We start from the raw sequence: 22,643 nt of genomic DNA on the forward strand, positions 1-22,643 counted from the left end.
CCGCCAGGGGATGGCGGCGAAGAGCTACAGGGATGTATTCACGCGAGCCCCATCCCGCCACCAGGCATTCGCACAGGGACGGCGAGCCAAAGATCGCACTGTACGATCCTGAAACCAGACACATTACCGCCAATCCGCCCGAAACGAGACCGCGCTGCGGAGAAGACGCAGAGGAGGCTCCCACGGAAATCGGGCGAACTCAAACAGGTCGTCTTATTGGCTTGAGGCTATCAGAGAATATTCGGCTCCATCTCCAGCGCCACGCCAAAACGCTGCGCGATGTCCTGCTGGATGCGCCGTGCCAGGTCGATCACCTGTTCACCGGTCGCCTGCCCATGGTTGACCAGCACCAGCGCCTGCAAATGATGCACACCGACATCACCATCCCGGTAGCCCTTCCAGCCGGCCTGCTCGATCAGCCAGCCAGCGGCCAGTTTCACCTGCCCATCCGCCTGCGGATAAGCGACCAGTGAAGGGTATGCGGCACGCAGCCGATCAGCGACGGAGGCACTGACCAACGGATTCTTGAAGAAGCTCCCGGCATTACCGAGCACTTTCGGGTCCGGCAGTTTCTCGGCACGGATGGCACAGACCACGCGGCTGACATCTGCCGCCGTCGGTCGCTCGATACCCAGCGCCGCCAGGCGCTGGCGGATCGGCCCGTAGTCCAGGCACAGCGGGCCATGCCGGCGCAGGGCGAAGCGTACCCGCAGGATCAGGAAACGCCCGACCTGGCGCTTGAACAGGCTGTCACGGTAGGCGAAGGCGCAGTCGGCGCGACTGAAGATACGCAGTTCGCCAGTCTGCCGGTCGAGGGCGGTCAGTTCGTGCAGGACATCCTTCACTTCCACACCATAGGCGCCGACATTCTGGATCGGCGCGGCACCCACCGTGCCCGGGATCAGGCTGAGGTTCTCCAGCCCGGAGAAGCCGGCCGCCAGGCAGTGGCGCACAAAAGGGTGCCAGGGCTCGCCCGCCTCGGCTTCGACCAGGGCCTGCTCGCCATCATCGGCCAGCACCCGCACGCCCCTGCTGCACATACGCAGCACCAGGGCCTGCTGGTCGCGGGTCAGCACGATATTGCTGCCGCCGCCCAGTACCTGTAGCGGTACGCCAAGGCGTCCGGCCTCCAGCAGGGCCTGCAGGACCTCGGCGTCATCATGGGCCTCGGCATACCAGCGGGCCTCGGCCCGCACGCCGAAGGTATTGCAAGCCGCCAGGCTGTATCGTTCATGCACTACCAGGCTCACAGGCGCCCCCGGATATCCGCCAGCAGGGCATCGCTGGCCTGCTCCAGCAGGTCGAGCACCTGCTCGAAACCCTGCTCGCCGCCGTAATAGGGGTCGGGCACCTCATCGAGCGCCAGGCCATAGCGCCGCAGCAGTAGATCAAGCTCGGCACCGCCACTGGCGGGCCGCAGGCGCTGCAGATCGGCGAGGTTCTGTGTATCCATCGCCAGGATCAGCTCGAAGCGCTGGAAGTCCTCGGACTCGACCTGCCGTGCCTGCAGGCCGGAAAGCTCGTAGCCGCGCGCACGCGCCGCGCGGCAGGTGCGCTCGTCGGGGGCCTTGCCGATATGCCAGGCCGCCGTGCCCGCCGAGTCGATTTGCAACTGCCGGGCCAGTCCGGCCTGCTCGGCCTTGTGGCGGAAAACCCCTTCGGCGGTGGGAGAACGGCAGATATTGCCGAGGCAGACGAACAGAATACGCATCACGCCCCCAGCAAACGCCGGACCCGCTCCAGGTCGTCCTCAGTGTCCACACCGGCTGGCGGCGCCTCGACGGCATCGGCCACATGAATGCGCCGGCCATGCCAGAGCGCCCGCAACTGTTCCAGCCGCTCGGTGTTTTCCAGCCAGCACGGCCCCCAGGCGACGAAGTCGGCAAGAAAACCGGCACGGTAGGCATAGATGCCGATATGCCGGCGGTAAGGCACGCCTTGCGGCAGACGGTCAGGCTCGCCCGCCGCAAAGGCGTCCCGCGCCCAGGGCAATGGCGCGCGGCTGAACGTCAGCGCCAGACCGTCGATATCGCTGAGCACCTTGACCACATTCGGATTGAACAGGGCGGCGATACCCTCCAGCGGCTCGGCCAGGGTGGCGATGGCCGCCTCGGGATGCGCCGCCAGGTTGCCCGCCACCTGGTCGATCACGGCGGGCGGGATCAGCGGCTCGTCGCCCTGGACATTGACCACGATTTCGTCCGCCCCCAGTCCCAGGCGCTCGGCCACTTCGGCCAGGCGATCGGTGCCCGAGTCATGTTCGGCGCTGGTCATCAGCACTTCGGCGCCGAATGCCTTGCAAGCCTGGAAAATCCGCGCATCGTCGGTGGCCACCACCACTCGCCGGGCCGCACCGCGGCGCGCCTGTTCCCAGACATGCTGGATCATCGGTTTGCCGGCGATATCCTGCAGCGGCTTGCCCGGCAGGCGGGTCGAGGCATGTCGAGCCGGGATCACCACGGTATAGGCGAGGCTCATTTCTGCAGGCGCTCCTCGGCGCTCAGGGTACGCGCCTCGCCTTCGAGCATCACCGGGATGCCATCGCGAATCGGAAAGGCCAGGCCGGCGCCCTTGCTGATCAGTTCGGTCTTGTCGGCGCTCAGTTTAAGCGGCCCCTTGGTGATCGGGCAGGCAAGGATATCAAGCAGTTTCGTGTCCATTGGAACGTCCTTTGGGATCGGTGCGCCCATTGCACAGGCGCGACAATTGGTCATCGAACCAGGCGACGAAGGCTGCCGAAGGGCACGCCTGCACGCGCAGAAAGGTCCAGCCGAGGGGCGCGAACGCCTGGCATTTGACCGCGTCTTTCTCGGTCATCACCAGCGGCAACTCCGGGCTGAAGCTCAGTTGCTCCGGTGTGTAGCTGGCATGATCGGCGAAGGGGTGGGCAATCGGTCGCCAGTCTAGCCTTTCCAGCGTGGCGAAGAAACGCTGCGGATTGCCGATGCCGGCCACCGCATGCAGGCGCTGGCCGGGCGGAAAATGGGCAAGCGGCAGGACGCGCCCGCTGGCCAGTTCGACCAGGTCGCTGGGCCGTAACTCCAGCTCGTAGCCTTCGCCCCCCGCCGGGATGCCACCATTGAACAGCACCGCATCCACCTCCAGCAGGCGTTCGCGCGGCTCCCTGAGCGGCCCCGCCGGCAGGCAGCGGCCGTTGCCCAGGCCGCGCACGGCATCGATCAGCACCAGTTCCAGATCACGCGCCAGCCGATAATGCTGCAGACCATCGTCGCAAAGGATCAGGTCCACAGGTTCGGCTGCCAGCAGGGCGCGGATCGCCCGCCCGCGGTCGGGGTCGATATACAGCGGCACGCCGCAACGGTTGGCGATCAGTAGTGGCTCGTCGCCGCATTGCCGGGCCGGCTGGCCGGCCTCTACCCGCCAGGGCAGCGCTGGCGGATGGGCGCCATAGCCACGGCTGACGACACCGACGCGCAGGCCCCGCCGTCGGCAATGCTCGATCAGCCAGAGGATCATTGGTGTCTTGCCGGTGCCGCCGACAGTGATATTGCCGACCACGATCACCGGCACCGGAGCCCGGTAGATATCGCCCTCGCCCGCCAGGAAGCGCGACCGCCGGCGACCGCTGATGCGGCGGTACAGGCACTCCAGCGGTCGCAACAGGCCGAGGGCCGGATGCCCGGCGTACCAGGCACGGACCAGCCGATCGCTCAGCGACATGCAGGCCTCACGGCGAATGCGCTTCCACGGTGGTGATGCGCAGATGGGCGAAGCCCAGCTTGCCAGCCGCATCCATGGCGGTGATCACCGCCTGGTGGGTGGCCTGGGCATCGGCGCTGATCACCAGCGGTAGGCCGTTGTCGCCTTGCGATTCTTTCTGAAGGGCCGTCATCAGCCCATCGAGGTTCTGTTCGAGCAATACGTTGCCATTGAGCGAGTAGCGCCCCTCGGCATCGACCAGTATCTCCAGCCGTTTCTGCTCGTTCGCCTCGACCCGCTCGCCGGTCATCGCTTCGGGCAGGTCGACGGCCAGTTGGGTCTCACGGGTAAAGCTGGTGGACACCACGAAGAACAGCAGCAGGATGAATACCACGTCGATCAGCGAAGCCAGGTTGATCTCGACGTTCTCCCGCGCCCTGCGCTTGAATTTCACGCTCGGCGCCCCCGCCTGCGTGGCGCCTCGACCGCCAGGTCGACATTGCGGTCGCCCTGCACCACCTCGACCAGCTTGATCGCCTCCTGCTCCATGCCGACCACCAGTTCATCGACGCGGCGCGTCAGGAAGCGGTGGAAGAACAGTGCCGGAATCGCCACCATCAGCCCGGAGGCGGTGGTGATCAAGGCCTTGGCGATACCACCGGCGAGCAGTGCCGGATTGGCCGAGCTGTTGCCCATGAAGGCGCCGAAGATATCGATCATCGCCAGCACCGTCCCCAGCAGCCCCAGCAGCGGCGTGATGCCGGCGATGGTACCCAGCGCGTTGAGGTAGCGCTCCAGCTCATGCACCACCCTGCTGGCCGCTTCCTCGATGCTTTCCTTCATGATGTCGCGGCCACGCTTGGAGTTGGCCAGGCCGGCCGCGAGAATCTCCCCCAGAGGCGAGTCGGCGCGCAACTCCCGGAGTTTTTCATTGCTCAGTTGCCGCTCCTGGATCCACTTCCAGACCTGCCCGAGCAGGTTCGGTGGCGTCACGCGACTCACTCGCAAGGTCCACAGGCGCTCGATGATGATGCCGAGCGCAGCGATCGAACACAGGATGATCGGCAGCATCACCCAGCCACCCGCTTTAACCAGTTCCCACACGAGCCAATCCCCACGATAGAAAGTGCGTCACTCTAGGGGGTGTTGCCGCTGTGGTGCAAGCAGCCTCGCCATCTGAGCCAGGACGATCGCGCTATGCACGGCAAAGCGCCGAAAAAACGCTGGAAGGCTCGAGGCTGGACGAAAGAGCGTGGCAACCGGTGTTTTTCGTTCAGCTTTCCAGCGCTTTTATCGAAGCCCCTTTCCGGTGAATGACGGTATAGCGCGATCGCCCTGCCTGCAATGTAAGCCCCGTCAGCGCCAGAAACGCCGCTGCGAACGTGCGACCCAGGCTGGCTCGAAGCGCCCCAGGCGAATGCGCACGGCCCCCTGTTCGGCACTGTCATGCACATGCGCCCCGACCTGCCGGACCCTGGCCAGCACCGACGGGTGCGGATGGCCGAAGGCATTGTGGAGGCCGCGGGAAACCAGTACCGCCGAAGGCGAGGTGGTTGCCAGCAAGGCCATGCTGGAGGAACTGCGGCTACCATGGTGGGGCAGCAGCAGCCAGTCCAGGGGGCCCGCCATCGACGATGCCAGCCAGGCCCGCTCGGTGGCGCTGTCGATATCGCCGGTCAGCAGGATACGTTCGCCAGCGGCTTCCACCAGCAGCACGCAGGAGGCCTGGTTACCGCTGCTTGCCCGTTCCCACTGCCAGAGGCTGAAATCGACACCGTCCCAACGCCAGCGCCGCCCGCTCTCGCAGGCGCCGGCCCGCAGCGCCGCAGCCATGCGCCGCGGCTCCCCGGCAATCACCTCGGCGACCGGCATCGAGCGGGCGATGGCAGCGGCACCACCGGCATGGTCATTGTCTGCGTGGCTCAACAGCAGGGTATCCAGTCGACGGACGCCCAACCGACGCAGGGACGGAAACACCACCCGCTCGCCCAGGTCGAAGTCAGCGTGCCTGGCGCCCGCATCGTAGAGCAAGGCGTGCTGGCGGGTACGCACCAGCACCGCCAGGCCCTGGCCGACATCGAACATCCAGATTTCCGCCTGCGCCGCTTCCGGCGGCTCCGGGCCGGCGAAGAACAGCGGGAGCAGCAAGGGTATGCCCAGGATACGCCCCGGCACACCATTCGGCAGCACCGGCAGCAGGCAGCCCAGGGCTACGCAGCAAAGCGCCCAGAAACTCAGTGCGGGGGCGAGCCAGGCATCCTGCCAACTCGCCAGAAAGGCCAGCACCTCCATCAGCAGGGCCAGCGCCCAGCCGGCGAGCCACAGCATGGCCTCGCCGAGCCAGGGCAACGCCAGCAGCAGGCTGCCCAGCAATGCCAGCGGCACCACCAGCCCCACCCAGGGCACTGCCAGCATATTCGCCAGCGGCCCGCTGAAACTGATCGGCAGGCCCAGCGCCAGCGACATCGGCAACAACCCGAGCGCCATGATCCATTGCGCTCGCCAGAGCACCTGCCACCAACGCCAGCGCCCTGCCCGCCCGGCGAACGCCAGCACCAGCAGCGCCACCGAGGCGAAGGACAACCAGAACCCCGCCTGCAGGCTGGCCAGCGGCTCGACCAGCAGCACCAGCAGCATGGCCAGAGCCAGTGGCAGCCAGACGCCCAGGTGGCGGAAAGCGAGCCGCCAGAGCAACACCGCGGCGACCATCGCACAGGCTCGCCGTACCGGCACCTCGAAACCGGCGAGCCAGCCATAACCAAGCGCCCCCGCCAGCGCCAGGGCGCAGGCGCCATGCCACCAGGGCCAACGCCCCGGCCACAGGCCCCAGCGCGCCAACAGGGCGACCGAGGCGTACAGCCAGCCGGCCAGCAGGCTCACATGCTGGCCGGAAATCACCATCAGGTGCACCGTGCCGGTGTCCTGCAGCACTCGCCAGTCCGCCATGCTCAGGCCGGAGCCATCGCCCACCACCAGTGCCGCCAGGGCGCCGGCACGCCCGGCGGCGTCCACCTGCAATAGCCGGGTCCGCAAACGGTCGCGAAACCCCACAACGCTCGGCGGTTCATCCAGCAGCCTGCCAGCCTTGATGGTGCCAGTGGCGCCGATACGCCGCGCCAGCAGCCAGGCTTGGTAATCGAACGACTGCGGATTGACCATGCCATGCGGCCGCTTCAGCCGTGCCGCCAGGCGCCAGCGCTCGCCGGCCCGCACGCCAGGGCCGCCATACCAGGCCAGCCGTAAACGCCCCGGCAGGCCCGTATGCCGCGACTGCACGTCCTCGAGAATAAAGCGCACCACGCCCTGCTGATGCTCGGGCAGGCCAACCACCCGGCCCTCGAGCCAGAAGGTGCGGCCATCGCGCTCTTCCGACAGGCGGTCATCCAGCGCCCATTGGGCACTGCTACAGGCCCAGCACAGCCCCAGGGCATACAGCCCCAGAGGCCGCGACAGGCGCGAACACAAGGCACCCAGGGCAAGCAGCCCTAACCCAGCCAGCAGCCATGGCCCCGGTAGCGCAGGAAGAAAACGCAATGTCAGCAGCCCGGCCAGCAGCGCCATGATCCCTGTGCGCATCGCTCATGTCCCGCATCCGTGGTGGCCACTGAAGCTATCAGGAGTGCCGATGGCGATCCGTGAAGTGCTTCACGGTTTCGGGAGTTGCTCGCTACGCCTGAGTGTCAGCGCCTTATTATCTTCGCCACAGTGCGTTCGCGAAGCCGTGGTGGAGCACAGGGCAAGCGCATGAACACCCACCGCTCCCGTGCAGCAATATGCCCTGCTTCAGGGAGCGAAACAGTGCGACTGGATTGGTAATCGCGTGTTTGGCTACAGGCTGTGTATAGCGTGCCCCATGGCTTACCGTATCTGTGCGAATGCCCAATATCCATGCGCATGGACCGGGATTTCATTCGATCGCCCTGCACTTGGTCCAAGCTCCGGTACCGGCTCGGACACTCCTACCTTATACTTCCGTCAGGAATGCATATACGAGAGTCAGGAACGAACCTCATGCGCCCCGTCTTACACACTGCCCCGGAAAAGGCAGCCTTCGTTCTGCCGGTGAAAGGCGAGACCAGTACACTGGCTGGCTGGGTCGAGGCAGTGGAAGCCGACCCGGTGGCCCGAGCGATCATCGAGTCGAAACCCTTCCAGCGCCTCAGGTCCATCTCGTTCCTGGGCGCACTGGACCATGTCGCGACCACCGCCAGCCTGAAAAAAGCGCCGAGAACCCGCGCCAATCACTCCCTGCATGTGGCGGCCCTGGCCGCTTTCGTCGCCCATCGGCGTGGCTACGACGACGACCTGGCGCGCCATCTGCGGACAGCCGGCCTGCTGCATGACATCGGCCACCCGCCACTGTCGCACAGTGTCGAACCCTACCTGCAGAAGCGCTTCGGTTACGGTCATCACGAAATGGGCGAGATGCTGATCGCGGGGCAACGGCCCATCGCCATTGGGCTGCAGAAGACCCTGGCCAAAACGTTGGACATCACCTTCGTGACAGACCTGATAGCCGGTCGGGTCGGCGCGAGCGAAGGCGGCGATCTGTTCAGCAGCCCCATCAATATCGACACTATCGAGGGCATCATCCGCAGCTACCGCTACTTGCGCGATACGCCTACGGCGCTCAACCCACTGCAGGTGGCGGAAGCCTCGCTCGTGGATCGCAGCGAGTCGCGCTTCAAGGTGCTGGACCGTTTCTGGGAGCTGAAAGATTTCATCTACAACAGGCTTATCACCCAGGACATCGGACTGATCGCCGACCAGTACAGCCAGCTCTACTTTGCCGAGGGTAGCCAGCCATTGGGCGAAGACGAACTGTTCGACACGGAAGCACAATGGCAGCGCAGACACCCTCAGCTCTTCAGCGACCTGATAAGCATCAATAGCGTCCGCGACACGCCCGCGGCGCTGGAAAGCGCCACACTCCAGTACAGTGTTCGCCGTTACGAAATAGTGGCGGGAAGCCTGGATGTGCAGCGCTATCGCTGTACGAAAGAGCCCACGCAAAGGACGCTTGCCGCCACCAGGCATGGCGCAAGCCAGGAAAATGTCCAGTTAGGCCTCGACTTCAAGGTGCAATGGAACTGACAGCATGAGCATGAATACGGACGTTCACACCAATATCGACAAGGCCGCTGCCTTTACTGCCACTAAATTGGAAACGCTGAGGAACGAGATATCAACGCTTCTTTCGGCTAGCCCATTTAACGAGGCCATGACCATCATTACCACAGGCTCCTACGGCCGAGCCGAAGCTACGGAAGAATCGGACTTGGACTGGTTCATCATCTTCGACCGGGATCAGCCGGTGGAAGTCATCAGTGATGAAATCCAGGGCATCAATGAAGTGATCACCCGGCACATCGACAAGGTCACGGGCGATACCGGGACCTTCGGCAAGGATGCCATCGTACGTTTCAGTGAAATGCAGAACAACATCGGCGGGAACGATGACAGCAATGAGTCCCTGACCCGACGACTGCTGTTCCTGCTGGAAGGCACCTGGCTGTACGGAGAGGAGCGTTTTGCGGACTACCGGCGGCAACTGCTGGAAAAATACATCAAGCCCGATGCCCCGGGAGAACAGATGCCGCGCTTCCTGCTCAACGACATCATCCGCTACTACCGAACCATTGCCACGGATTTCGAGTTCAAGACATCCGAGCGCAAGAAGCCCTGGGGGCTCAGGAATATCAAGCTGCGCTTTTCCAGAAAGCTCATCTACTTCAGTGGAATCATCGTTGCTGCCGAGCTGAAGGAACTGGGCTGGCAGCAAAAAATAGAAAAAGGACTCGCACTGTTCGAACAGTTTCCACTGGAGAGAATCCGCGCCTTGGGGGCAGACCTGGCGGCGACCCCCGTGATACTCGCTACTTATGAATCCTTCATGGCCCGCCTGGCCCAGCCGGAAGTACGGCAGGCCCTGGAAGGAGTAGTCAAGGAGCAGCGCCTGGAGAACCCGGAGTACAAGGAACTCAGGAAAACCAGCCATGAATTCTCGAAGGCACTGCACAAGTGGCTGAAGGAAAAGTACGGCGAAGAACACCCGATCCACCACGCCCTGGTGTTCTGATGGCGCTGTACTTTCTGCGCCACGCCCAGACCCCGGGCAACGCCACGAATGTCTGGGTTGGCCGCAACGATCAGCCACTCAGTGAAAAAGGCCGGATGAAACTGGAGCAGAAAGCCCTGGAGCTGTCCGCCATTGACTTTGCCCTTGTGCTTACCAGCCCACTGCAAAGAGCCCATGCGACCGCAAAAGCTATTGCCCTGGCGCAGCGCGGCAAGGTCGATATAGTCGTTCGCCACGGCCTGCAGGAAAGAGACTTTGGCTGCCTCGAAGGACAGCCCAAGAGTCACGAGAACCGCTTGCGCCTGCAACTGGAGGAGACGGTCGAGCCGATCGAAAGCCTGCGCAAACGCATCGAAGCCGTAGTGGTCGAGGCAGAGTCATTGCCAGGAAATATCCTGCTGGTATCCCACTCGGCGGTTTACAACTGCATTGTGCGAACGATGGGCTACCGAGCGATACCGGCCAGGGATGCACTTGAAAACCTTGACTGGTGCGAACTGCGCCGCAGCCGTGGCGAGCAGGCACGGAGGCGCCAGCTACGCTGAACGGAACTGCGCGTCACTCGTAGCGCAATGCTTCCGCCGGCTGGGTCTGGGCCGCGCGCCAGGCCGGGTAGAGGGTCGCCAGGAAACTCAGCAGCATGGCCGCCAGGGTCACCAGCAGCACGTCCGCCCATTGCAGTTCGGAAGGCAGGGTGCTGATGTAGTAGGCATCCGAGGAAAACACCTGGCGCCCGGAAACAGCCTCCAGCCAGCCGACCAGCGCGCTGACGTTGAGCGCCCCGAGCACGCCCAGCAGGGTGCCGATCAGGGTGCCGGTGCAACCGATGATGCTGCCCTGCACCATGAAGATCGCCATGATCTGCCGGGGCGTCGCGCCCAGGGTGCGCAAGATGGCGATATCACCACGTTTGTCAGCCACCACCATGATCAGCGTAGCAATGATGTTGAAGGCCGCCACCGCCACGATCAGCAGCAACAGCAGGCCGATCATGGTCTTCTCCATCTTCATCGCGCTGAACAGGCTGCCCTGGGTCAGCGACCAGTCCTCGGCGCGATAGCCTTCGCCAGCGTCCGCGGAAAGTTGCTCGGCCAGTTGCCGGGCGACCTGGGGCGCGCGGTAGAGATCGGCCAGGCGCAGACGCACGGCCTGCACCTGCTCGGGCTGCCAACGCAGGATCTGCGCCGCATCCGCACGATGAATGAAAGCCAGGCTGCCGTCGATCTCGGCACCGACACGGAACACGCCCACGACATTCAACCGCTGCATACGCGGCGTCACACCACCGGCCGTGGCGCTGGCCTCGGGTACGATCAGCGTCAGCTTGTCACCCAGCGAAAGGCCGAAGCGACGGGCGCTCATGGCGCCGATGATCACGCCATATTCACCGGCCCGCAGGTCCTGCAGCCGCCCGCCGACCAGCTTGTCGCCCAGGCTGGAAACGGCCGCCTGGGCGTCCGGCTCGATACCGTCGATCTGGATCGGCTGCATGCTGCCCTTGAACGACAGCATGCCTTCGAGCTGGGTGATCGGCGCCGCGCCCAGCACTTCCGGGCTGCCTTCGACCCTGGCGGCCAGCGCCCGCCAGTCGTCCAGCGGGCCGTCGCCGAGCAGCATGGCATGGGGGATCATGCCGAGGATGCGCGAGCTCATCTCGCGCTGGAAACCGTTCATCACCGACAGCACCATGATCATCGCCAGCACGCCCAGCGCCAGGCCGATCATCGAAGTCAGGGAGATGAACGAGATGAAATGGTTGCGGCGCTTGGCCCGCGTATAGCGGCCGCCGATGAACAGGCTCAGGGGGCGGAACATCAGGCCACCACCAGGCGACCGCCTTCCAGGCGTAGCGTCATGTCCATCTGCGCGGCTAGTTGCGGGTCATGGGTCACCACCAGGAACGCCGTGCGCACCGAGTTGCTCAGTTCCAGCATCAGCTCCTGGATACCCTGGGCGGTGTGCTGGTCGAGGTTGCCGGTCGGCTCGTCGAGCAACACCAGTGCCGGGCTGTTGGCCAGCGCACGGGCGATCGCCACCCGCTGGCGCTCGCCGCCGGATAGCTCAGAAGGCTTGTGTTCGAGGCGATGGCCGAGGCCGACCCGGGTCAGCAACTCGCTGGCCTTGCGCTGCGCCTCGGCGATCGGCGTGGTGCCGATCAGCAACGGCATGCAGACGTTCTCCAGCGCGGTGAACTCGGCCAACAGGTGGTGGAACTGGTAGACGAAGCCCAGCGCCCGGTTACGCAGCAGGCCGCGCGCCTTCTCGTTGAGCGCCGACAGCTCCTCGCCGGCCAGCCAGACGCTGCCCTCGCTGGGCGTATCCAGCCCGCCCAGCAGGTTGAGCAGCGTGCTCTTGCCCGAGCCGGAACTGCCGACGATAGCCACGCGCTGGCCCGGATACAGTTCCAGGTTCAGCCCGCTGAGCACCGCCACCGACTCCGGCCCCTGCTCGTAACACTTGCCCAGGTTGCGACAGCTCAGTACGGCGTCGCCCGTTCCCCGCTCGTTCATAACCGGCTCACTCATAGCGCAAGGCCTCCGCCGGCTGGGTGCGCGCGGCGCGCCAGGCCGGGTACAGGGTGGCGAGGAAGCTCAGCACGAGCGCCGCGACACACACCTGGAACACGTCCGCGAACATCAGTTGCGAAGGCAGGTAATCGATGAAATAGACATCGGCATTGAGAAACTTGTGCCCCAGCAGGCGCTCCAGCAGCGCCACTCCGGCGCTCACGTTGAGCGCCGCCAGTATCCCCAGCACGGCGCCAATCAGCGTGCCGACCACACCGACGATGACACCCTGCACCATGAAGATGCCCATGATCTGCCGGGGCGTGGCGCCGAGGGTGCGCAGGATGGCGATGTCACCGCGCTTGTCGGTCACCACCATGACCAGGGTGGAGATGATGTTGAAGGCCGCCACCGCCACGATCAGCAGCAACAGCAGGCCGATCATCGCCTTCTCCATGCGGATCGCCTGGTAGAGGTTACCGTGGGAGCGCGTCCAGTCCCGCGAGTAGAATTCGCCGTCCAGCGCACCCGCCAGCTCCCAGGCGATCTTCGGCGCCTGGAACAGGTCGTCGAAGCGCAGCCGCAGCCCCTGCACCTGCTCCGGCTTCCAGCGCTGCAGGCGCGCCAGGTCGGCATGGTTGGCCAGCGCCACGTAGCCGTCGATCTCGCCGGCACCGACATGGAAAATGCCGACCACGGTGAAGCGCTTCATGCGCGGGAACATGCCCGCCGGCGTCACCGTGACTTCCGGTGCGACGAAGGTGATCCGGTCGCCGACCCCGACCCCCAGGCGCTGCGCCGCCTTGTCGCCGATGACGATACCGAACGCACCGGCTTCGAGCCGCTCCAGCGAGCCTTCGCGGAAGAAGCGGTCGATGATCGAGACCTGGTGCTCGGCCACCGGGTCGATGGCGTTGATCAGGATCTTGCTGACCTTGCCCTGGTGCGTCAGCAAGCCCTGCGCCTGGATGAAAGGCGCCACCGCCAGCACTTGCGGATGCTCGCGCAGGCGCTCGGCGAGGGCCTGCCAGTCGTCGATCGGCTGGGCGCTCTCGATGGTCGCGTGGGGCACCATGCCAAGCACGCGGGTACGCATTTCATGGTCGAAGCCATTCATCACCGACAGCACCAGGATCATCACCAGAACGCCCAGCGCCAGGCCGATCATCGAGGTGAAGGAAATGAAGGAGACGAAGCGACTACGACGCCTGGCGCGGGTGTAGCGTGCGCCGATGAAGACAGACAGCGGTCTGAACATAAGCCGGAGGATTCGCTGGCAGGAATGGGAACGGGGTCAGCCTGGTATACACTTGGACGACTACCCCAACATGGGTCTTGGCCATGTCATCACAAGACATCGAAGAACGCCGCGAATACTACCGCATCGAAGACCGGATCGCACTGCAAATCCTGCCGCGGGAACATCAGGAAACAAGCGCGGAAGACCGCGAACCCGCGCTGTTCGAACTGTTCGGCGAGCTGCACCGCCTGGACTTCGAAGCGCAATTGCTGCTGCGCCAGATCGCCGAAAACGACCGCACCCTGGCCAATTACCTGAAAGTACAGAACAAGCGCATCGAACTGCTGGGCCAGGCCATCGCCAGCAACCTGCTGGAAGCCATCGGCCCGGCCCGGACCGTCATGCTGTCGGAGGCCGGAATCGACTTCCAGCACGACCAGCCGTTGGCCGAAGGCGAATCAATCACCCTCAAGCTGGTGCTGATGCCCCTGGCCCTGGGCCTGCGCCTGCCGGCACGGGTGCTGCGCTGCAGCCACAACGCGACGGGCTATGCCATAGCCGCGGCGTTCGAATCCCTGAGCGATGCCCAGCGCCAGTTCCTGGCACGTCATATCCTGCAGAAACAGGCGCTGGAGCGGCGCCTGGCCAAGGAGCGGCAGGAACAACGGCAAGAAGAACCGCAACAGGCGGACAGTCACTGACCCACCACCCTCTGCAGGAGCCTTATCGTGACCCTGATCTACGGCCATCGCGGCGCCAGGGGCGAAGCCCCGGAAAACACCCTGGCCAGTTTCCAGCAATGCCTGGAACATGGCGTACAGCGCTGTGAACTCGACCTGCACCTGTCCCGCGATGGCGAGTTGATGGTGATCCACGATCCATCGCTCAAGCGCACCACCGGGCGCCGCGGCAAGGTCGTGGAACACGATGCCGCGGACCTGGCCGGCTACGATGCGCGCCACGGCGGCCCCGGCTGGAAGCAACCCTGCCCGATACCGAGGCTGGTCGAACTGTTCGAGAAATGCCCGTTCGAGCACTGGCAACTCGAGGTCAAGAGCGCTTCGCGCACCCGTGCCGCGCGCACCGTGCTGGCGATCCAGGCCCTGGCCCGGGAGCATGGCCTGCTGGAGCGCATCACCGTGACCTCGAGTTCGCGGGAAGTGCTGCGCGCCCTGCTGCGGCTGGCACCGGAAATCCCCAGGGGCCTGGTGGCCGAATACGGTTGGCTCGACCCGCTGAAAGTCGCCCGCCAGTACGACTGCTCGCTGCTGGCATTGAAATGGACGCTGTGCACGCCGGAGCGCGTGGCCAAGGCGCGCCAGCAGGGGCTGCATGTCTCGATCTGGACGGTCAACGACCCGGCCCTGATGAAGCGCCTGGCCAGCCTCGGGGTCGACAGCATCATCACCGACTTCCCGGGCCTGGCGCTGGCGACCTTGGGGGAAAGCCAGGGCTGAGCTGCAAGCTGCAAGCTGCAAGCTGCAAGCTGCAAGCTGCAAGCTGCAAGCTGCAAGCTGCAAGCTGCAAGCTGCAAGCTGCAAGCTGCAAGCTGCAAGCTGCAAGCTGCAAGCGTAATCAGTGTGAAAGGCGACCGGAAAACCCTGTCAAGCCCTTTATGGCTTGCCATCCATGGCAGCCACCCTGCGTGCCGTCGCGGCGCGACGTTAAAAATGGCTCCCGGCCATTTTTTCTTGCCGCTTGGCTAAAAACTCTCCCGGTTAGGCCATTGCCAGTTGGCGAGGCCGGCTCCGACCGGTTCCGGCCACCGGTCGGAGCCGCTCAAAAAAGCCGGTTGAGCCCATCGAACGCCGCCACCCGGTAGGCCTCGGCCATGGTCGGGTAGTTGAAGGTGTTGTTGATGAAGTACTTGATGGTGTTGGCCTCGCCCGGCTGGTTCATGATCGCCTGGCCGATATGCACGATTTCCGAGGCCTGGTAGCCGAAGCAGTGCACGCCCAGCACTTCCAGGGTTTCCCGGTGGAAGAGGATCTTCAGCATGCCGGTCTTCTCATGGGCGATCTGCGCCCGCGCCATGCCCTTGAAGAACGCCTTGCCCACTTCGTAGGGGATCTTCGCCTGGGTCAGCTCACGTTCGTTCTTGCCGATCGAGCTGATCTCGGGAATGGTGTAGATACCGGTCGGCACATCATCGACGAAGCGCCAACTGTCGTTCTCGACGATGCTGCCCGAGGCCGAGCGGCCCTGGTCATAGGCGGCGCTGGCCAGGCTCGGCCAGCCGATCACATCGCCGGCGGCATAGATGTTCGGCACCTCGGTGCGATAGTACTGGTCGACCTGGATCTGCCCACGGCTGTTGGCCTTCAGGCCGACATTCTGCAGGGCCAGGCGATCGGTATTGCCAGTGCGGCCATTGCACCACAGCAAAGCATCCGCCTTGATCTTCTTGCCGGACTTCAGGTGCAGGATCACACCATGGTCCAGCCCCTCGATGCGCTCGTACTCTTCATTGTGGCGAATCAGCACGTTGTTGCTGCGCAGGTGGTAACTCAGCGCATCGGAGATTTCATCGTCGAGGAAGCTGAGCAACTGGTCGCGGTTGTCGATCAGGTCGACCAGCACCCCCAGGCCGCTGAAGATCGAAGCGTACTCGCAGCCGATGACCCCGGCGCCGTAGATGATCAGCCGGCGCGGCGTATGGCTGAGGTTGAGGATGGTGTCGCTGTCGTATACGCGCGGATGGCTGAAGTCGATATCGACCGGGCGATAGGGGCGCGACCCGGTGGCGATGATGATGTGGTTGGCCACCAGTTTTTCCACCACACCGTTCAGGCAGACCACGTCGACACTGTGCTCGTCGGCGAAACTGGCGGTGCCGAAGTAGGTGTCGATACGGTTGCGCGCATAGTAGCTGGTGCGCGAAGTGACCTGCTTGCTGATCACCTTCTCGGCGCTTTTCAGCACATCGGGAAAGGAGAACCAGCGCGGTTCGCCGATCTGGCGGAACAGCGGGTTGGTGTTGTACTGCATGATCTGTCGTACGGAGTGGCGCAGGGCCTTGGAGGGGATGGTGCCCAGGTGCGTGCTGTTGCCGCCGACCAGCGGGCGGTTGTCCACCACCGCGACCTTGCGGCCCGCCTTGACCGCGTTCATCGCGGCGCCTTCACCGGCCGGACCGCTTCCCAATACCACCACGTCGTAGTTGTAGACAGCCATGTATCCCCCTGGAAAACGCGACGGCCCCTGCCGCCACGGTCGAACCTTGCGAAAATCGTCAATACCCGCGCCAACCCTGGTGTCCCGGCAACGATCAAATGCCTTGTGCCTTGCCCGCGAAACGCTTGCGGACGGCCAAGGCCGCGCCTACGGATGTACAGCGCGGAAGACTAACAACCATAACCAGCCAATCGTTACTACAACACTCACTGCTTTCGTACAGGCTCAGCGGTCCGTCGCATCATAAGCCAGATCGCTGCGCCGGTCGCTGCCAGCGGCATTGGCTTCTTCGCATTTTTCGCGATTGCCGCCGCAGATCGAGCACTCCTTCTCGATGCCCAGGTTGGCGATGCCACCACAGGAACCGGCAATCGGTTTGCGTCCCATGATCACGCCGATCGCCATGCCGGACATCACGATCAGCATCAGCAGAAATACCAGTAGCCAGGTCATTGTCCTATCTCCTTGCCGAACAGCCGGTCGAAGGCCTCGGTGCTTTGAGTGGTGAAGCCATCCTGCTCGCGGGTGACGAACAGGGCGGCGATCTCATGCTGGCTGGCGAAATCGAAACCACGCTGCGGCCCCAGCACCATCAGTACGGTAGACAATCCATCGGCCTGCAAGGTCGATGGCGACAATACCGTCACCGAGGCCAGGGCATGCTCGATGGGCCGTCCGCTACGCGGGTCCAGGGTATGCGAATAGCGCTTGCCGTCCTGCTCGAAATAATTGCGGTAATCGCCCGAGGTGGACACCCCGTAGCCATCGAGTTCGACGATACGCTGGGCCACCTGCTCGCCTTCGCGTGGCGCCTCGATGGCGACCCGCCAGGGCGAACCGTCCGGCTTGCGCCCGGCCGCCTTGAGTTCACCGGTGATTTCCACCAGGTAGCTGTGCACGCCCAGCTTCTGCAGGCCCTCGATGACCAGGTCGACCGCGAGGCCGGCGGCGATACTGTTGAAGTCCACCTCGACCGCGGCATCCTTGCACAGTTGCTCACCTTCGATACGCAGGTAGCGATGGCCGACTCGCTGGCGAACCTCGTCGATCCTCGCCTGGTCCGGCACCTGGGCAGGCTGCCCCTTGGGGCCGAAGCCCCAGAGATCGAGCAGCGGCTCGACGGTCAGGTCCAGCGCGCCGTCGCTGCCCCGCGACAGTTGCTCGCCGGTGGCGACCAGATGCAGGACATCCGCCGGCATCGCCTGGCAACTGCCGGCCGGCAGGGCATTGAAGCGGGAAATATCGGAGTCGCTGCGGTAGGTCGAGAGTTCCTGGTCGAAGCGCGTCAGTAGCGCCTCGGTCTCGCGTTGCAATTGCTCTTTCGGCGCAACCGCGGCGCTGTGCACGTACTTCACCGTGTAGGTGCTGCCCATGGTCGGGCCGCTGAAGCTTTCCAGTCGCTCCTGCTGCTGGCAACCGGCCAGGGCTGCCAGCAGCAGGGGGAAAACGGAACGGGCGATGCGGTTGCCCACACTAGCCGCCGAAGTCGTCGAGCAGGATATTCTCCGGCTCCACGCCCAGCTCGAGCAGCATCTTGATCACCGCGGCGTTCATCATCGGCGGACCGCACATGTAGAACTCGCAATCCTCCGGCGCCGGATGGTCCTTGAGGTAGTTCTCGTACAGCACGTTGTGGATGAAGCCGGTGTAGCCGGTCCAGTTGTCTTCCGGCTGCGGGTCGGACAGCGCCAGGTGCCAGCGGAAGTTCTCGTTCTCCGCCTGCAACCGATCGTACTCGTCGACGTAGAAGGCTTCGCGCATGGAGCGCGCACCGTACCAGAAGCTCATCTTGCGCTTGGACTTCAGGCGCTTGAGCTGGTCGAAGATATGCGAGCGCATCGGCGCCATGCCGGCGCCGCCGCCGATGAAGACCATCTCGGCATCGGTGTCCTTGGCGAAGAATTCGCCGAACGGGCCGTAGACGGTGACCTTGTCCCCCGGCTTGCGGCTGAACACCCAGGAGGACATCTTGCCCGGCGGGATGTCATCGCGGCCCGGTGGCGGCGAGGCGACACGGATATTGAACTTGACCAAGCCGCGCTCTTCCGGGTAGTTGGCCATGGAATAGGCGCGGATGGTGGTCTCGTCCACCTTGGACACATAACGCCACAGGTCGAACTTGTCCCAGTCGCCACGAAATTCCGGCTGGATGTCGAAATCCTTGTAGTGCACGGTATGCGGCGGGCACTCCAGTTGCACATAGCCACCGGCGCGGAAATCGACGTTCTCGCCCTCGGGCAGTTTCAGCGTCAGTTCCTTGATGAAGGTGGCGACGTTGGGGTTGGACTGCACGGTGCATTCCCACTTCTTCACGCCGAAGACTTCTTCCGGCACCTTGATCTTCAGGTCCTGCTTGACCGGGGTCTGGCAGGACAGGCGCCAGCCCTCTTTCGCCTCGCGGCGATTGAAGTGCGAGGACTCGGTGGCCAGCATTTCGCCACCACCGCTTTCCACGATGCACTTGCACTGCGCGCAGGTGCCGCCGCCGCCACAGGCAGAGGACAGGAAGATGTCGTGGTTGGCCAGGGTCTGCAGCAGCTTGCCGCCGGCCGGCACGGTGATCGAATGCTCGCCATTGATCTCGATGGTGACATTGCCGCTACTGACCAGCCTGGCGCGTGCCATGAGGATGATGGCCACCAGCACCAGCACGATGCCGGTGAACATGCTGATGGCGACGATGAATTCCGTATTCAACATGCGTTTCTCCTTACAACTGCACGCCAGAGAACGACATGAAGCCCAGCGACATCAGGCCGACGGTGATGAAGGTGATACCCAGCCCCCGCAGGCCGGCCGGAACGTCGCTGTACTTGAGCTTTTCCCGGATAGCCGCCAGCAGCACGATGGCCAGCGCCCAGGAAATGCCCGAGCCGAGGCCGTAGACCACGCTCTCGGTGAAGTTGTAGTCGCGCTCGACCATGAACAGCGTGCCGCCGAAGATCGCGCAGTGCACGGTGATCAGCGGCAGGAAGATGCCCAGGGCGTGGTGCAGCGCCGGCACGTACTTGTCCATGAGCATTTCCATGATCTGCACCACGGCGGCGATCAGGCCGATGTAGCAGATCAGGCCGAGGAAGCTCAGGTCGATCTCGGGCAGGCCGGCCCAGGCCAGCGCACCGTCCTTGAGCATGTAGGTGTAGAGCAGGTTGTTCAGCGGCACGGTGATGACCTGCACCACCACCACGGTGATGCCGAGCATCAGCGCGGTTTCCACCTTCTTGGAGATCGCCAGGAAGGTACACATGCCGAGGAAGAACGCCAGCGCCATGTTCTCGACGAACACCGCCCGGACGAACAGGCTGATGTAATGCTCCATCAGTAGGCCTCCTTGCTGGAAACCTGTGGCGCCATCTTGTACTCGGCCTTCTCCACCTGGCCTTTCTTCCAGCTACGCAGGCCCCAGATGAACAGGCCGATCAGGAAGAACGCCGAAGGTGGCAGCAGCAGCAGACCGTTGGGCATATACCAGCCACCCTCCTTGAGCAGCGGCAGTATCTCGAAGCCGAGCAGCTTGCCGGAGCCGAGCAGTTCGCGCACCACGCCCAGGGCGATCAGCATCGCGCTGTAGCCCAGGCCGTTGCCCAGGCCGTCGAAGAACGACAGCACCGGTGGGTTCTGCATGGCGAACGCCTCGGCGCGGCCCATGACGATGCAGTTGGTGATGATCAGGCCGACGAACACCGACAGTTGCTTGCTCACATCGAAGGCATAGGCCTTGAGGAACTGGTCGATGACGATCACCAGCGAGGCGATGATCACCACCTGGGCGATCATGCGGATCGAACTGGGGATCTGCGAACGGATCATCGAGATGAAGAAGCTGGAAAACGCCGTCGTCAACGTCAGGCCGATGGACATGACGATGGCGGTGTTCAGGCTGGAAGTGACGGCCAGCGCCGAACAGATACCGAGAATCTGCAATCCGATGGGGTTGTTGTTGAAGATCGGATTGAACAGAACCTCCTTGATGGTCGGGTGTGCCATGTTCAAGCCTCCCCAGCGCGAAGATTGGTGATGAATGGGCCGAAACCGTTCTCGCCCAGCCAGAATTCCAGCAGGTGTGTGACGCCGTTGCTGGTCAGGGTCGCGCCGGCCAGCGCATCGACCTGGTGAATGGCATCCGGGCTCTGCGGGTTGACGCCGCCCTTGACCACACGCACGGCCACCTGCTGCTGCTCGTCGAAGACCTTCTTGCCCGGCCACTGGGCTACCCAGCGCGGGTTATCGACTTCGCCGCCCATGCCGGGGGTCTCGCCATGCTGGTAGAAGCCGAAACCGGTGACGGTATTGAGGTCGCCCTTGAGCGCCATGAAACCGTACATGGTCGACCACAGTCCATAGCCGCGCACCGGCAGGATCAGTGTATCGAGTTGCCCTTCGCGCTCGATCAGGTAGACCGTGGAATAGTGCTCGCGGCGGTTGATCGAGGCGATGTCCTGGGCATCCGGCAGGGCGCTGGAAAGACGGCTGTCCTTGGCCGCGGCCAGTGGGTCGAAGGTTTCCGGGTCCTGTTCGTCGCTGAACTGGCCGGTGCGCAGGTCGACCACCCTGGCGACGATGCGCTTATCGTACAGGGCGCGGATCTCGTCGCCGGACATGCCCGGCTGGCTGAGGCCGGCAATCGCGAGGATGCTGCGCTGCTTGTCCAGTAGCCGGTTGGCCTGCTGGATCGGTTTCAGCGCCACGGCGGCACCGGCCACCAGCACCGAGCAGACCAGGCAGATCAGCAGCGCCACGACCAGCGTGCGCGTGGTGGTTTCCTTGTGATTAGACATTGCGCGCCAGCCTCCGCTTGATGTTGGCCTGAACGACGAAATGGTCGATCAGCGGTGCACACAGGTTGGCGAAGAGGATGGCCAGCATCATGCCTTCAGGGAAGGCCGGGTTGACCACGCGAATCAGCACCACCATCACACCGATGAGGATGCCGAACACCCATTTGCCGGTATTGGTCATGGACGCCGACACCGGGTCGGTGGCCATGAAGATCATGCCGAAGGCGAAACCACCGACGACCAGGTGCCAGTACCAGGGCATGGCGAACAGCGGGTTGCTGTCGGAACCGATCAGGTTGAACAGGCTGCTCAGGGCGACCATGCCGATCATCACGCCGGCGACGATGCGCCAGGAGGCGATCTTGGTCAGCAACAGCACCGCGCCGCCGAGCAGGATCGCCAGGGTTCCGGTTTCGCCGATGGAGCCAGGCATCAGGCCGATGAACGCGTCCGTCCAGCTCAGGCCGCCTTGCAGCAACCCATCGATACCCGATGAGTGGGCAACGCTCAGCGCCGTGGCGCCGGCGAAGCCGTCCACAGCGGTCCACACCGCATCACCGGAAATCTGCGCCGGATAGGCGAAGAACAGGAAGGCACGGCCGGTCAGCGCCGGGTTGAGGAAGTTCTTGCCGGTACCGCCGAACACTTCCTTGCCCAGCACCACGCCGAAGGTGATGCCCAGCGCCACCTGCCACAGCGGGATGCTCGGCGGCAGGATCAGCGCGAACAGTACCGAAGTGACGAAGAAGCCTTCATTGATCTCATGCCGGCGGATCGAAGCGAACAGCACTTCCCAGAAGCCACCGACGATGAAGGTCACCGCGTAGATCGGCAGGAACCAGGAGGCGCCCTGGACGAAGTTGTCCCACAGGCTGTTGGGGTCGAAGCCCGCCAGCGAACCGATCAGCGCGAAGCGCCAGCCCTCCTGCAGCGACAGCAGCTCGGGGTTCTGCGCGAACACCAGGTTGGCCTGGTAGCCGGTGTTCCACATGCCGAAGAACATCGCCGGGAAGGTGCACAGCCAGACGGTGATCATCATGCGTTTGAGATCGATACCGTCGCGTACGTGCGCGGTGGTCCTGGTCACGCTGCCCGGGCGATAGAGGAACGTATCCAGCGCCTCGTAGAGGGCGTAGAACTTCTCGTACTTGCCACCCTTGTCGAAGTGGTGCTCGATCCTGTCGAGGAATGCGCGAATACCCATG

Annotated in this window: 24 protein-coding genes; 5 read left to right on the plus strand and 19 right to left on the minus strand. The window is 64.0% G+C overall.

Annotation, left to right across the window (positions count from 1 at the left end):
* Positions 1-230: 230 nt before the first annotated feature.
* The 8 genes from murB to DNJ95_RS04350 form a co-directional block, all read right to left on the minus strand.
* A complete protein-coding gene (murB, locus tag DNJ95_RS04315; protein ID WP_131183490.1) occupies positions 231-1,250 on the minus strand; it encodes a UDP-N-acetylmuramate dehydrogenase in 1,020 nt (339 codons plus the stop codon).
* Positions 1,247-1,711 (minus strand): low molecular weight protein-tyrosine-phosphatase, encoded by a 465-nt coding sequence (locus DNJ95_RS04320; protein WP_131183491.1) that lies wholly within the window; start codon positions 1,709-1,711, stop codon positions 1,247-1,249. The genes murB and DNJ95_RS04320 overlap by 4 nt, the downstream gene beginning before the upstream one ends.
* Positions 1,711-2,478: a 3-deoxy-manno-octulosonate cytidylyltransferase gene (gene kdsB / locus DNJ95_RS04325; protein WP_131183492.1), complete on the minus strand. Its 768-nt coding sequence runs from the start codon at positions 2,476-2,478 to the stop codon at positions 1,711-1,713. The genes DNJ95_RS04320 and kdsB overlap by 1 nt, the downstream gene beginning before the upstream one ends.
* Positions 2,475-2,660 (minus strand): Trm112 family protein, encoded by a 186-nt coding sequence (locus DNJ95_RS04330; protein WP_131183493.1) that lies wholly within the window; start codon positions 2,658-2,660, stop codon positions 2,475-2,477. The genes kdsB and DNJ95_RS04330 overlap by 4 nt, the downstream gene beginning before the upstream one ends.
* Entirely contained in the window at positions 2,641-3,681 is a 1,041-nt protein-coding gene (gene lpxK / locus DNJ95_RS04335) for a tetraacyldisaccharide 4'-kinase (RefSeq protein ID WP_131183494.1), read from the minus strand. The genes DNJ95_RS04330 and lpxK overlap by 20 nt, the downstream gene beginning before the upstream one ends.
* A 7-nt stretch (positions 3,682-3,688) precedes the next feature.
* Positions 3,689-4,114 carry an ExbD/TolR family protein gene (locus DNJ95_RS04340; protein ID WP_131183495.1) on the minus strand — a complete coding sequence of 142 codons (426 nt, stop codon included), beginning with the start codon at positions 4,112-4,114 and terminating at the stop codon, positions 3,689-3,691.
* A complete protein-coding gene (locus tag DNJ95_RS04345; RefSeq protein ID WP_131183496.1) occupies positions 4,111-4,764 on the minus strand; it encodes a MotA/TolQ/ExbB proton channel family protein in 654 nt (217 codons plus the stop codon). The genes DNJ95_RS04340 and DNJ95_RS04345 overlap by 4 nt, the downstream gene beginning before the upstream one ends.
* Positions 4,765-5,016: 252 nt before the next feature.
* Entirely contained in the window at positions 5,017-7,236 is a 2,220-nt protein-coding gene (locus DNJ95_RS04350) for a DNA internalization-related competence protein ComEC/Rec2 (protein WP_181953372.1), read from the minus strand.
* A 435-nt stretch (positions 7,237-7,671) separates the two neighbouring features.
* Between DNJ95_RS04350 and DNJ95_RS04355 the strand changes: the two genes are divergently transcribed.
* Genes DNJ95_RS04355 through DNJ95_RS04365 form a run of 3 tightly spaced genes read left to right on the plus strand, consistent with a single transcriptional unit; the run spans position 7,672 to position 10,284 of the window.
* A complete protein-coding gene (locus DNJ95_RS04355; RefSeq protein ID WP_165491583.1) occupies positions 7,672-8,754 on the plus strand; it encodes an HD domain-containing protein in 1,083 nt (360 codons plus the stop codon).
* Positions 8,755-8,758: 4 nt separating this feature from the next.
* On the plus strand, positions 8,759-9,739 hold the full coding sequence (locus DNJ95_RS04360) for a nucleotidyltransferase domain-containing protein (protein ID WP_131183498.1): 981 nt from the start codon (positions 8,759-8,761) through the stop codon (positions 9,737-9,739).
* Positions 9,739-10,284 (plus strand): histidine phosphatase family protein, encoded by a 546-nt coding sequence (locus DNJ95_RS04365; protein WP_131183499.1) that lies wholly within the window; start codon positions 9,739-9,741, stop codon positions 10,282-10,284. Before DNJ95_RS04360 ends, DNJ95_RS04365 begins: the two co-directional genes overlap by 1 nt.
* A 13-nt stretch (positions 10,285-10,297) precedes the next feature.
* Here DNJ95_RS04365 and DNJ95_RS04370 read toward each other — a convergent pair whose 3' ends face one another.
* Genes DNJ95_RS04370 through DNJ95_RS04380 form a run of 3 tightly spaced genes read right to left on the minus strand, consistent with a single transcriptional unit; the run spans position 10,298 to position 13,504 of the window.
* Positions 10,298-11,554: a lipoprotein-releasing ABC transporter permease subunit gene (locus tag DNJ95_RS04370; RefSeq protein WP_131183500.1), complete on the minus strand. Its 1,257-nt coding sequence runs from the start codon at positions 11,552-11,554 to the stop codon at positions 10,298-10,300.
* The gene (gene lolD, locus DNJ95_RS04375; RefSeq protein WP_131183551.1) at positions 11,554-12,249 is read right to left on the minus strand and encodes a lipoprotein-releasing ABC transporter ATP-binding protein LolD; all 696 of its coding nucleotides are present in this window, start codon (positions 12,247-12,249) and stop codon (positions 11,554-11,556) included. Before lolD ends, DNJ95_RS04370 begins: the two co-directional genes overlap by 1 nt.
* A 7-nt stretch (positions 12,250-12,256) precedes the next feature.
* Complete coding sequence (locus DNJ95_RS04380) at positions 12,257-13,504, minus strand: lipoprotein-releasing ABC transporter permease subunit (protein WP_131183501.1); 1,248 nt, start codon at positions 13,502-13,504, stop codon at positions 12,257-12,259.
* Positions 13,505-13,587: 83 nt separating this feature from the next.
* On the opposite strand from DNJ95_RS04380, the gene DNJ95_RS04385 reads away from it, so the two are divergent.
* Together DNJ95_RS04385 and DNJ95_RS04390 are read left to right on the plus strand one after the other, a co-directional pair.
* Entirely contained in the window at positions 13,588-14,187 is a 600-nt protein-coding gene (locus tag DNJ95_RS04385) for a PilZ domain-containing protein (RefSeq protein ID WP_131183502.1), read from the plus strand.
* Positions 14,188-14,214: 27 nt separating this feature from the next.
* Positions 14,215-14,943: a glycerophosphodiester phosphodiesterase gene (locus tag DNJ95_RS04390; RefSeq protein ID WP_131183503.1), complete on the plus strand. Its 729-nt coding sequence runs from the start codon at positions 14,215-14,217 to the stop codon at positions 14,941-14,943.
* 322 nt (positions 14,944-15,265) lie between these two features.
* Here DNJ95_RS04390 and sthA read toward each other — a convergent pair whose 3' ends face one another.
* The 8 genes from sthA to DNJ95_RS04430 all read right to left on the minus strand — a co-directional run bounded on the left by sthA (position 15,266) and on the right by DNJ95_RS04430 (position 22,642).
* Positions 15,266-16,660 carry a Si-specific NAD(P)(+) transhydrogenase gene (gene sthA / locus DNJ95_RS04395; RefSeq protein ID WP_131183504.1) on the minus strand — a complete coding sequence of 465 codons (1,395 nt, stop codon included), beginning with the start codon at positions 16,658-16,660 and terminating at the stop codon, positions 15,266-15,268.
* A gap of 225 nt (positions 16,661-16,885) precedes the next feature.
* Entirely contained in the window at positions 16,886-17,113 is a 228-nt protein-coding gene (nqrM, locus tag DNJ95_RS04400) for a (Na+)-NQR maturation NqrM (RefSeq protein WP_131183505.1), read from the minus strand.
* Positions 17,110-18,132: an FAD:protein FMN transferase gene (locus DNJ95_RS04405; RefSeq protein WP_420824382.1), complete on the minus strand. Its 1,023-nt coding sequence runs from the start codon at positions 18,130-18,132 to the stop codon at positions 17,110-17,112. Before DNJ95_RS04405 ends, nqrM begins: the two co-directional genes overlap by 4 nt.
* Before the next feature lies 1 nt (position 18,133).
* Entirely contained in the window at positions 18,134-19,360 is a 1,227-nt protein-coding gene (gene nqrF, locus DNJ95_RS04410; protein WP_181953373.1) for an NADH:ubiquinone reductase (Na(+)-transporting) subunit F, read from the minus strand.
* 10 nt (positions 19,361-19,370) lie between these two features.
* Entirely contained in the window at positions 19,371-19,979 is a 609-nt protein-coding gene (nqrE, locus tag DNJ95_RS04415; protein WP_131183506.1) for an NADH:ubiquinone reductase (Na(+)-transporting) subunit E, read from the minus strand.
* The gene (locus DNJ95_RS04420; RefSeq protein WP_181953374.1) at positions 19,979-20,653 is read right to left on the minus strand and encodes an NADH:ubiquinone reductase (Na(+)-transporting) subunit D; all 675 of its coding nucleotides are present in this window, start codon (positions 20,651-20,653) and stop codon (positions 19,979-19,981) included. The genes nqrE and DNJ95_RS04420 overlap by 1 nt, the downstream gene beginning before the upstream one ends.
* Positions 20,650-21,438: a Na(+)-translocating NADH-quinone reductase subunit C gene (locus DNJ95_RS04425; RefSeq protein ID WP_131183508.1), complete on the minus strand. Its 789-nt coding sequence runs from the start codon at positions 21,436-21,438 to the stop codon at positions 20,650-20,652. Before DNJ95_RS04425 ends, DNJ95_RS04420 begins: the two co-directional genes overlap by 4 nt.
* Entirely contained in the window at positions 21,431-22,642 is a 1,212-nt protein-coding gene (locus DNJ95_RS04430) for an NADH:ubiquinone reductase (Na(+)-transporting) subunit B (RefSeq protein ID WP_131183509.1), read from the minus strand. Before DNJ95_RS04430 ends, DNJ95_RS04425 begins: the two co-directional genes overlap by 8 nt.
* Position 22,643: the final 1 nt, after the last annotated feature.

The sequence above is a fragment of the Stutzerimonas kirkiae genome, from assembly GCF_004327335.1.
In the GTDB taxonomy this organism is placed as follows: Bacteria; Pseudomonadota; Gammaproteobacteria; order Pseudomonadales; family Pseudomonadaceae; genus Stutzerimonas; species Stutzerimonas kirkiae.